This is a genomic window from Cohnella hongkongensis (genome assembly GCF_042654645.1).
Taxonomy (GTDB): domain Bacteria; phylum Bacillota; class Bacilli; order Paenibacillales; family Paenibacillaceae; genus Cohnella; species Cohnella hongkongensis.
This window is the reverse complement of the sequence record NZ_JBHSEP010000040.1, coordinates 1-10,550: the sequence shown is the minus strand read 5'-3', so window position 1 is coordinate 10,550 and position 10,550 is coordinate 1. Positions and strand designations below refer to the sequence as shown.

The window sequence follows — 10,550 nt, the reverse complement described above, 5'->3', positions numbered from 1 at the left end:
TCCTCCTTGATTCGATGGTGCGGTTGGCAGACCGGCTACCATCTTATCATAAAGGTCAAGGGATTTTTACTCATAGCTATAAGCTTTCCTGAACCCCCAGTCGAACTGGGGGTTTTCTTAGACAAAACAGAAAAGCCGCAGGTCGCGGCTTTTCCTGGCCGCATCCGTTTGCTGCCGGTTCCGGTATTTCGCTTTGTCACCCTGCCGTTACGCCGAATGCTGCTGCGCCATCACTCGGCGGTGCTTCGGCAGGAATGATACGGTGAGCAGGTTCGCAATCGCGATCCCCAACATGAGCAGAAAAACGGCATGCATTCCGGCAGTCAGCTCCGTTTTGGAGCCGATATGGTTACATACTGGTTGTAAATCGTGCCGAATACCGCGATGCCGACCGTTTGGCCCAGCGCACGGGCCAGCATGCTGGAAGCGTTGGCGACGCCGCGTTTTTCCCAGCCGACGACCGATTGAACGACAACGGTGGAGGGCGTCGCAACGAACCCCATTCCCAGTCCGATTAGCACGAGGATACCGATCCAAAATACGTAGGGCGAGTTCATCTGAAGCGCAATCAGCCAGATGGAGCCTGCCATGACCAGCGAAGAGCCGATCGACGAAGTAACCTCCGATTAGCGGGCCGAGAAGGCCAGCCACAGACCAAACGGACGAAAAGATACCCATCATTTTGCCGCGCTGCTTGCCCGAGAACAAATCGCCGATGACGGTAAAGCACACGGGCGCAAGCGCCCCGGCACCAAATCCTTGCAAAGCCCGGAACCAAATGAGCCCCGTCATCGATTGTGCGGCTCCGCACAAGATGGAACCGAGCACGAATAAACCGATGCCGGCGGCGAATACGGGTTTGCGCCCGAACAAATCGGCGAGTTTGCCGAAAATGGGCGTCGCTACGCAGGTGGTCAACGTATAAATCGCAAACACCCAACTGAACAGCGTCTCGCCGTGCAAATCCTTGATCATATGCGGGGTAGCGGTGGCGACGACGGTCGCATCCAAAGCGCCAATAAACATCGCCGCCAGCAGTCCGGCGACAACCATGTTGACGTTGGTTATCGAGGCCATGCGGAAAATGCCTCCTTACATTTTCTTTATGCCGCCCTGTGGTTTAACGATTGCAAACCAAGTAAAGGGTATTGCCTTCAGGATCGTTGAAATGCACGACATTGGCCGCCTTGCCTTCCACGGAATCGTGGAAGGCAAGGCCGCGGGATTTCAGCGTTTCGATGGCTGACTCCATGTCCTCCACCTCAAACCCTATGGACATGCTGCCCGATTTTTCCGGAAGGGAACCTTGTTCTCCGGCAAGATGCAGGAGACCGATCGTCAATCCAGGTGCCGCGATTTGCGTAAAATGCCCGTCCCCGTGCTGCAGCTCCAATCCCAAGGTTTCGGCGTAAAATTTTACAGCCTTTTTCATATCCGATACCATTACAGTCACATTGCCGCTTTTGAACATCTTATATTTCCTCCTTATTCGTTTGATCGATTTTATTATATCAAAATAATATAATATGTAAATATATTATTTTGATATAATTTTATAAAAATGGTGAGGAGCCACATAAAAAAGAGAACGCCCCCAAAGGGCGCTCTGTCTATCCGGGCAGTAGACTAAAACAGCCTTAGCCCGATGAGAAGCTCGAGCTAAGGCGGCTTAGACATTTTGTTTTATTCCACCGTCTACTTGACGATATCACTAAAGGGCGGCTTTCAATCTTGACGTTATTGCATCATTACTGTCTTTGGAATGCAACCTTTAGGCCTAGTCCGATATAAATTGCTCCTACGAATTTGCCACTTAGGCGGCTTAACCGGCTTATCCATGTACTCCCTTTAACCAGTTTTCCAAGGGCAGAGATACCTAGCACAATCGCGGTTGTATACAAGGCACTTAAAATCACAAAGACGACACCAAGGATCAAAAACTGCGTGGTGACTTGACCTCGTTCGTGATGAACAAATTGAGGCAAAAAAGCCAGAAAAAACAGCGCTGTCTTTGGATTAAGAACTTCTGCAACAGTTGCTGAAAAGAATGAATTTAAAGCTCCTGCCGATTTAACCTTTGGAAGTTGTGGATCTGATGGCTTACTCATCATTTCGCGAATTCCTAAATATAGTAAGTATACCGCTCCTGCATATTTAACAATATTGAAAACTAGAGCAGAGGTCATCAGTATCGTGGAAAGCCCGACAGTAGCAAATAAGGTGTGAAGAAAATCCCCGATGGCGATGCCAATCCCTGCCATTATGCCTCCTTTTCGCCCGTTTTGAACGGTACGAGTAATGGTAAGAAGAACGGCGGGGCCTGGAATTATAAATAGAAGAATGACAACGATAACATATGCCAATAGCGTTGAAAAATCCGGCATCGGCCCTCCTCCTTCCTCCTTCCATAGCACTCAAAGTGAGATGTTGTTACGGCTTTGCAACCATTGTTCGAATTCTTCGGGTGTGCTCACTTGATGGTCTAATACAGCCGTATAGATATCAAAGCTTTTCACCTGTTTCCCATACTCGGATCTCGAGGCCCAGACAGTTTTTATCCGCAAGATAGAGAGAACCGCCTCTTCATGAAGACGACCGGGCAACGTACGAATATGCCGCAGATCAGGTTGTTTCTCAGGATCATCAACGAACCAAATATCCAGTGACCATTGGCTCCCGCTTTTAGATAAGTAATCCAATCCAATAAAATACCCGTCTGGGTAGGCCGGATCGGTGTTCCAACTACCGGTATCGTTCATAAATTTCATCTGCCGAATCTTGGGATTCAATATCAATTGCGAAGCAATTCCGGAAATTACAGCAACGTCCAACTTGGAACAAACGACCGTCATATCAAGGTCTCTCCAAGTCATTAAACCGAGTGCCGCACTTCCAACTTTGACGGGCATGCCAGCTGCTTTTAGCGATTGGATAAGGTTCAATTCTTCCGCCACTGCAGCGGCCTCCGCTTGCAGCTGAAATTGACGAGCAAGCAGATCTTCACGTTTTATCATTTATTCGCTCCCCTCTTGACGTTCATGCCAATTGTTCCTATATAGTGGTCAACCGCAAAGCCAAAGATGACTTTCAACATAAATTAATCCCACTCTTCAGGTCAAAAACCATTGACCATCCAGCCCCCATTCCAGAACTAAATGCCAAGAGAACTAAAATGCCCGGCACAAACATATCTAAAACCTGAGCGGCAGTCATAGCAGGATGGGTAATGTTTTTCAATAATGGACTAAATAATAAGATATATAACAAGGGAGTCATCAAACCTGAGATTACCCAAACCATTTCGAGCTGACTCTTTTAATTTACGAGCAAAGAAAATATTCGTTTCCCGTACAACCTGCATCATTGATCCTCTTCCTTTCCGCGATGCGGTCTCTGCGGTCAGTCCGGAATCTTTTCCAATCAGTGCAATTTTTTGCTAATCAGAGGTGCACTAACCTCTCCCAAACCACAATCCCAGCCCTCCGTGCCGGACGCGAGAGGACGATTCACGACACCGGCTTGAATAAATTCAAAGGAAAGAGGGCTAGCCGTGTTCGAATCGCTAATGGCATTAGCGTTCTTACTGCAATTATTGCTCGTCGCGTCTGGGGAATTACCGGATAGGTTGGGAATCATCTCAAAAACAGCCTTATTCCCCTTCACGCTTCCCATTGTCTCATTCTTTCCCTTTTGCGATTTTTTCGTCGTTATGTTGAATTATCATTTGAAAGAACTTCAGGACGGCCTGAAGCTCCGATTCCGAAAAGTCGTTCATTGAATCGATAAACCGGTGCTCGATGATGACATGCATCCTGGCATGAACCTCGAAGATCTGCCGGCCTTTGGGCGTCAGGCTGAAATAGACTTCTTTTTTGTTGTCGTTCATCTGGCTGCGCTTGATGTAGCCTTCCTCCAGCAGCTTGGTGCTGATCTTGGTAATGCTCGCCTTGGATAAATTCATTTTCTCTGCAATGGAAGTATTATTGATAGGCTCATTATGGCCGATGCAGTCGATGGTATGGACGCTGGTTAGATTGGTTGGGAACGAACTGAGCCCTTCCAGCCGGGCAAAATCCGCAAATTCTTCGCTCTCGGTCGCAAAGAGTTGTTCGGTCAAATGTGAAAAATGAAGAAATCGGCTGTACAGCAACCTCTTAAGTCCCTCGGACGAGTTCATATCTTCTTTCTCCCCTTATTGTTTATCCATTAACCAACATATCACAATTCATTTAAGCAATCAAACCGTATCATTCATCCAAATTTCCGATTGACAACACACCACATCTGAATATATAGTTTACTCATTAACAAAATAAATTGTTAACCAGTTAATAATATGAGTAAAGAAGGGAATTCTTATGAATACTTCCGCAACGATAAGAGAACGAAGAACGATCCGCAAATTCAAGTCCACGCCGGTCCCGCAAGAGCAGATTATTTCCTTGTTGCATGAAGCCGCCGGTTTGTATGAAACCGAGGGCAATCCAAGCTGGCGCTGCATCTATTACAATTCCCTGGAATCGCGTCAACGACTGGCCGGAAGCATGCTCGCGAAGATCAAGGAAAGTCGTTTCGGCAAGTTCATCCCCGACAAAATGACCGACTTTTATAGCAAACAAGCCACCGAGATTCCCGCTCACTTGGTTTTCATTACGGAATCCGCCAACACGCGGCAGCAAAGCGACGAGAATTATTCCGCGGTCTGCAGCATCATGCAGAATTTCCAGCTGCTAGGCTGGGAGCAAGGACTGGGCATGCTGTGGTATACGGACCCGCTAATCATGAGCGAGACTTTCTTCAAGGAAATCGGATTGCAGAACGGGGAGCGTTTTGCCGGGATTCTGAGTATCGGATACTTTGATAAAGTGCCCAGAGCCCGGAAGAGAACGCCGGCGGAACAGAAATGGACGATGATCGGTGGGGATGACCACCCGCATCCGCATACGAATGCGGGCATGTTGCCGTATTCCCCTCAAACCATTCTGGGAATGTTGAATGAAGCTGTCTATGCGCCAAACGACGGGATGCGGGAACCGTGGCGTTTTGTTTATGTAACAGGAGGAGAAGCGGCCGGCAAGCTTCGCAGTTTACAAGGGAGCTCGTCCACGGCATTCCTGCTCATCGTGTCCAAGGAAGAAAGCGATCTCCACAAGCAGGATGAGGATTACGCGGCCGTATGCTGTCTGATTCAGAACTTTCAATTATTGGCCAAGACCAACCTCTGGCACGTTTACCGAACCCTTCCGGAATGGACTTACAATCGCGAAAAATGTACACCGTTTGGAATTCGGCCTCAGGAACGGGTCGTCGCAGTGCTGGAATTCGGCACAGATATTCTCCGCCCAAGCTCTGCATCCACGCCTCTGACGTTGAACATCACGCAACGTTAGCTTTTTCGAAAGAATCTATAGTCGTAAGCCCTTGAAATCGAAAAAGCGACAGTCATGGACGAGAAAACCCATAACGGTATTAAGCAATCAGTATACCAGCACTTCAGATTCAAAACCAGCAATTAAACTGATTTTTGTCTCTTCAGCGCAATTATTCGTCGTACCCTAGAATCATTTGGTCCAGCGTCGTGCCGGCAAGCACCATGGGGTACACGTTCTCATTGGCCGGGATGACGAACTCGACGAGCACGGGTGCTGTCGTCTGCAGCGCCTCAAGCCAGACCTTGGAGGCCTCGGCCTTGTTCGTTGCCCTTAATCCCTTGATTCCGTATGCTTCCGCAAGCTTGACGAAGTCCGGACTGCCGGACAGATCAATTTGGCTGTAGCGTCGTTCATACATCAATTCCTGCTGCTGCTTAACCATGCCGAGCACCTGGTTGTTCAAGACCACGATTTTGACCGGAATCTGATGAATCGCACAGATCGCCATCTCCTGCGCGCACATCTGCATGCCCCCGTCGCCGTTGATCGAGACGACGATACGATCCGGATTTCCGACTTTAGCGCCGATCGCAGCCGGGAAGCCAAAGCCCATCGTGCCAAGACCGCCCGACGTGATGAGCGAGCGAGGATGCTTGAAGCGGTAAAACTGCGCGGTCCACATTTGGTGCTGGCCGACATCGGTGGTGATGATCGCATCCCCTTGCGTCGTCTCGCTAATCATCTCGAGCACATATTGCGGCTTAATGACAGTATCCGAATCGGTATACCGAAGCGGATGCTGCATCTTATACTCTTGAAGCTGCTCGAGCCAGGTATCCGTCTGGGCTGCTTGCGCTTTCGTGTTCGCATAAGCCAGCACGTTTTTAATATCGCCGATGCAAGCGATCTCTGTCTTGACGTTCTTGCCGATTTCCGCAGGATCGATATCGATATGGGCGATACGTTTGGCCTGAGGCGCAAACCCGTCCAGCTTCATCGTGACCCGGTCATCGAAACGCGAGCCGATCGAAATGATGAGATCCGCATTCTGCACCGCCATGTTCGCCGCATATACGCCATGATGTCCGAGCATGCCCAGCCACATCTCATCATCGCTCGGAAACCCGCCGAGGCCGAGCAGAGTCGTCGCAACCGGAATCCGCGTGGTGTGAACGAATTGGATCAGCTCCTGCGAAGCGTTCGAATAGACAACGCCGCCGCCTGCGATAATAACCGGCTTGCGCGCTTCCGCAATCGCCTGAAGCAGCGTATCTATTTCTGATGGACTCGGTTCCGGAGCCCCACGGTATCCGCGCAACCGAACCGTGTCCGCTGGACGATAAGCCATCCGCTGATTGGTCACGTCTTTTGGAATATCGATCAAGACAGGACCTTTGCGGCCCGTATTTGCAATGTAGAACGCTTCATGAATGATGCGAGGAAGGTCGCGTACGTCGCGAACCATGTAGCTGTGCTTCGTAATCGGCATCGTGATGCCAATGATGTCCGCTTCCTGAAAAGCATCCGTGCCCATGACATTCGTAGATACGTTCCCTGTTATTATAACCAGAGGCACCGAATCCATATAAGCGGTTGCAATCCCGGTCACCAGATTTGTTGCTCCCGGACCGGATGTTGCGATGCACACCCCAACCTTCCCCGTCGACCTGGCATAGCCGTCCGCCGCGTGGATCGCGCCTTGTTCGTGCCGGGTCAAGATATGCTTGAATTCAGGCTGATGTACCATCGCGTCGTAAATATAGAGCACATTACCTCCCGGATAGCCGAATACGCACTTCACGCCTTCCTGCAGCAAGCCGCGCAAAAGCGCCTCCGAACCGGTGATAGATTCCTCTGATGGCGTCGTTGTTTCATTCGTCACTCCTAATTGCTGTTCCACTTGGGCAGCCTCCTTTGCCTAATAAAATCCCCTCTCCTCCTGAGCAAACTGACAGCGGTCAGCTCATACAGGGACGAAAGGGGATTTCGCGGTACCACCCAAGTTCGCTGCACCCTCGCGAATGCAGCCTCATGAGGTAAGGCCGATGCCTTACCTGCGGCGCGTTAACGAGCACCATTTCGGTTAAGCCTACTTGCGGGCACGGAAGGAGACCAGTCGCTTTCGGTTAACAGCTCCGAGACGACACCATGCAAAGGGTTAAGGCAAAGGTTTCAGCGTTTCCTCTGCTCTCTGGGCATAACCGCACTTGCCGGCTTTCTCTTCATCGCCTGTTGGTATTTAAATAAAATAACCCCTTCCTTCCCAAAGCTCGAAGCTACTGCTTGAAGCCTTGGGACGAAAGGGGAATGTTCGCGGTACCACCCAGGTTTACTGCAATCTCGCAACTGCAGTCTCATGAGGTAAAGCCGACGCTTTACCTGCAGCATGTTAACGGATGCCAGGCCGGTTGATCCTACTTGCGGGCGTGATATTACGCCTTCCGCGTTCGGTCAACAGCTCCGAGACGACACTATACATGCGTTACGACAGAGGTTTCAGCAATCCCCCCCGCTCTCTGGACATAAACGCTATTGCATAGCCTTCTCTTCATCGCTATATTTGTATTTTTCTGATAATAGCACAGACTCGACTTTTTTTCAAACCGAATGAATACTAAGTGCTTTATGATTACTGAGCTCTTGTATCCGGTAAGTTTAACCCATTTATGCTCCAGATGAGAATTCACGGTTTCGAAAAATATAAAATTGCCGGCAACACCACATGATCAACAATCTCTTCCAATTTCTGATGCGACACCCCTCCATTTTCAAGCATAAACGTATAACGAATTTGCTCAAAAAGAATGAGTTTGGTCGCTTTAGGTGGGAGCTTTGTGATTTCTCCCCGTTGCACGGCCTGTTGAAGAACGTAATCCATAATCTTAATATTGGAAGCTGTGGCTTCAGCCAACATCTGGCTTGTCCGTTCTCTCTCCTGCTGGCTAATCATCTCGGAAAACAGCATTTTAAATAATCTAAACGGTCCATTGTCGGACTCCAAAATAAAATGCTGACCGACAGATACTAAATGATCACGGAGACTGCCCTTGTCGAGATCCAGACTCTTGAATATCCCTTCCGATTGTTGCATCCGTTGTTGGACAGCTGCAAACACTAAATCAAACGGAGTATCCCAATAACGATAAACCACCGAACGACTGGTATTCGCCTCACGAGCAATACGCGCAAAATTAATCGCACTGTACCCTTCCGTCTCCAGCAGACGATACGTTGCTGCATAAATATCATTTTGTAATTGGTCGCCGCGGCGGCGGCTTTTATTTGATTCCGTCATCCCTTTTTCTCTCCTTGTATGCTCATTATACAGGAAACTGTATCTTAAATAAATAAGATCCAAACGTGTATCTAATTGACTTCTTAAGATGCATTAATGTATCCTAATTATAAAATAAGATACAGTGATGTATCCAAAGGAGAGATCATCATGAAGGTTATTGTTTTAGGAGGCTCGCACGGGGGGATTGAAGCGGTTGAAGCGTTACGGTTGATGTGTCCGAATGCGAACGTTCAATGGTATGACAAAGGGGACTTCTCCTCCACTTCGGCCAAGGATCTCGAAACCATTCAACAACAAGGAGTATCCATCTTCGGCAACACTGAAATAATTCAAATAGAACCTGGCAAGCACCAAGTGGAAATCTTCAATCATATGACAGGGGAATCACGAAAGGAAAGTTATGACAAACTCATTTTAAGTCCGGGTGCAAAGCCGTTTATTCCTCTTGTCCCTGGACAGCATTTAACAAACATCGGTACGATGAGCAGTCGACAAGATCTATTCACTATGAGAAAACATGCTGCAGATCCAAGTATTAAACACGTTGTAATTGTTGGCGCAGGATACATTGGGACGGGAGCCGCTTCATTATTTGCCGAATCAGGGAAAAAGGTTACGTTAATGGACATCAACGATCGTCCTTTAAGCTCCTATTTAGATCAAGAATTTACGGATGTACTTGAAGAAGAAATGAAAGATCGGGAAGTGGAATTGGCACTAGGCAACTCGATCCTCGAATTTGTCGGTGATGAAAATGATCGAGTCGTCGAGGTTGTCACTACAAAAGGCACCTATTCAGCAGACCTGGTCATCTTGTCTGCCGGCAATCGTCCCAACACGGAATGGTTGCGAGGTTCAGTGGAATTATTGCCGGATGGCAGAATTAAAACAGATGAATATATGCGTACAAGTGATCCCGATATTTTCGCCATTGGGGATGCAACAACGGTTTGGTACCATCCCAGAAAAATGCGGATGAATGTTTCATTAGGAACCAACGCGCGTCGTCAAGCCCATTATGCAGTAAAAAACTTATACGAAACCATTCATCCGCTTCCCGGTGTACAAGGCTCTTCAGGTGCGCATCATTTTGATTATTATTTCGCTACAACTGGTTTGAATGATAAAACGGCAAAAAAGCTGGGCATTGAAATCAAATCCGTCTACTTGGAACAAGGGGCTGCCCTGTTCTCTCCGGAGAAGACCGTTATGTTCAAGCTGGTTTACGATCCAACCACTTTAGAGATTTTAGGGGGACAAATCATGTCTAAAGTCGATATGACTGCTCATATCAATACGGTCTCCCTTGCGATTCAAACCGGATGCACCTTAGAACAATTGGCCTATGCCGACTTCTTCTTTCAGCCCGAATTAAACACACCGTGGAATGTAATAAATAAGGCAGGATTACAAGCATTACTACAGGAAATTTAATGTATGAAAAGGAAAAATCCATTGAACCGCCGGCTTGGCCACCTGACTTCTGACTTCCAGAACCAGGTGGCTAACTTTTTGAGGTTCATACCCCTTTAAATGAATGTTGAGCAAAGTATTGATTCGACCGTTTCTCTGCACGGTCATTAATACTAACAGGGATAGCCCTATTCACTCTGGGTTCGCTAATGGGGGTTTTTTCGAGCTCTTTTCCGGCCGTTGTAACCGCAAGAATTATTCAAGCAGCCGGTGCTGCGGCTATTCCCTCCCTAGCGTATGTAGTTCCGCCTAAATATTTCAAACCCGAGAACAGAGGCAATGGATTGTCAACAGTAAATCAGACAATTTTTTTAAGGGCTTCTTGTCGGTACTGAACAGGCGTCATATAGCCTAAGGTGCCATGGATGCGATGCTTGTTGAACCAATTCACATAGTCATCTAATTCC

12 protein-coding genes and 1 pseudogene are annotated in these 10,550 nt (G+C 48.1%); 4 read left to right on the top strand and 9 right to left on the bottom strand.

The genetic code is table 11. The features are described from left to right. Window positions 1-258, top strand: a 258-nt coding sequence (locus ACFO3S_RS27765) for a hypothetical protein (protein ID WP_378102994.1), incomplete at its 5' end; no start/stop codon positions are given. On the opposite strand, the gene ACFO3S_RS27760 is transcribed toward ACFO3S_RS27765, so the two are convergent. From ACFO3S_RS27760 to ACFO3S_RS27735, 6 genes are all read right to left on the bottom strand, one after another. Further along, window positions 208-1,077 carry an MFS transporter gene (locus ACFO3S_RS27760; protein ID WP_378102992.1) on the bottom strand — a complete coding sequence of 290 codons (870 nt, stop codon included), beginning with the start codon at window positions 1,075-1,077 and terminating at the stop codon, window positions 208-210. The genes ACFO3S_RS27765 and ACFO3S_RS27760 overlap by 51 nt on opposite strands. A 43-nt stretch (window positions 1,078-1,120) precedes the next feature. Next, on the bottom strand, window positions 1,121-1,471 hold the full coding sequence (locus ACFO3S_RS27755) for a VOC family protein (protein WP_378102989.1): 351 nt from the start codon (window positions 1,469-1,471) through the stop codon (window positions 1,121-1,123). A 277-nt stretch (window positions 1,472-1,748) separates the two neighbouring features. Beyond that, on the bottom strand, window positions 1,749-2,384 hold the full coding sequence (locus tag ACFO3S_RS27750; RefSeq protein WP_378102986.1) for a LysE family translocator: 636 nt from the start codon (window positions 2,382-2,384) through the stop codon (window positions 1,749-1,751). Window positions 2,385-2,414: 30 nt separating this feature from the next. Next, window positions 2,415-3,014 (bottom strand): hypothetical protein, encoded by a 600-nt coding sequence (locus ACFO3S_RS27745; protein ID WP_378102983.1) that lies wholly within the window; start codon window positions 3,012-3,014, stop codon window positions 2,415-2,417. A gap of 73 nt (window positions 3,015-3,087) precedes the next feature. Continuing rightward, window positions 3,088-3,300 (bottom strand): hypothetical protein, encoded by a 213-nt coding sequence (locus ACFO3S_RS27740; RefSeq protein ID WP_378102981.1) that lies wholly within the window; start codon window positions 3,298-3,300, stop codon window positions 3,088-3,090. A 376-nt stretch (window positions 3,301-3,676) separates the two neighbouring features. Next, on the bottom strand, window positions 3,677-4,177 hold the full coding sequence (locus tag ACFO3S_RS27735; RefSeq protein WP_378102979.1) for a MarR family transcriptional regulator: 501 nt from the start codon (window positions 4,175-4,177) through the stop codon (window positions 3,677-3,679). A gap of 181 nt (window positions 4,178-4,358) precedes the next feature. On the opposite strand from ACFO3S_RS27735, the gene ACFO3S_RS27730 reads away from it, so the two are divergent. Beyond that, entirely contained in the window at window positions 4,359-5,390 is a 1,032-nt protein-coding gene (locus ACFO3S_RS27730; protein ID WP_378102976.1) for a nitroreductase family protein, read from the top strand. Between the two features lie 151 nt (window positions 5,391-5,541). On the opposite strand, the gene ilvB is transcribed toward ACFO3S_RS27730, so the two are convergent. Continuing rightward, window positions 5,542-7,272, bottom strand: coding sequence for a biosynthetic-type acetolactate synthase large subunit (ilvB, locus tag ACFO3S_RS27725; RefSeq protein ID WP_378102973.1), 1,731 nt, complete (start codon window positions 7,270-7,272; stop codon window positions 5,542-5,544). A gap of 783 nt (window positions 7,273-8,055) precedes the next feature. After that, window positions 8,056-8,667: a TetR/AcrR family transcriptional regulator gene (locus tag ACFO3S_RS27720; RefSeq protein ID WP_378102971.1), complete on the bottom strand. Its 612-nt coding sequence runs from the start codon at window positions 8,665-8,667 to the stop codon at window positions 8,056-8,058. Window positions 8,668-8,817: 150 nt separating this feature from the next. Here ACFO3S_RS27720 and ACFO3S_RS27715 point away from each other — a divergent pair, with 150 nt between their 5' ends. Further along, window positions 8,818-10,104 (top strand): FAD-dependent oxidoreductase, encoded by a 1,287-nt coding sequence (locus ACFO3S_RS27715; RefSeq protein ID WP_378102968.1) that lies wholly within the window; start codon window positions 8,818-8,820, stop codon window positions 10,102-10,104. Between the two features lie 137 nt (window positions 10,105-10,241). Then, a pseudogene (locus tag ACFO3S_RS27710) lies at window positions 10,242-10,478 on the top strand (MFS transporter); the annotation flags it as partial. Here the strand turns inward: ACFO3S_RS27710 and ACFO3S_RS27705 are convergent. Next, window positions 10,442-10,550 (bottom strand): IS3 family transposase (locus ACFO3S_RS27705; RefSeq protein ID WP_378097297.1); only part of this gene is annotated, 109 nt, incomplete at its 5' end. The pseudogene ACFO3S_RS27710 and the gene ACFO3S_RS27705 sit on opposite strands and share 37 nt — an antisense overlap.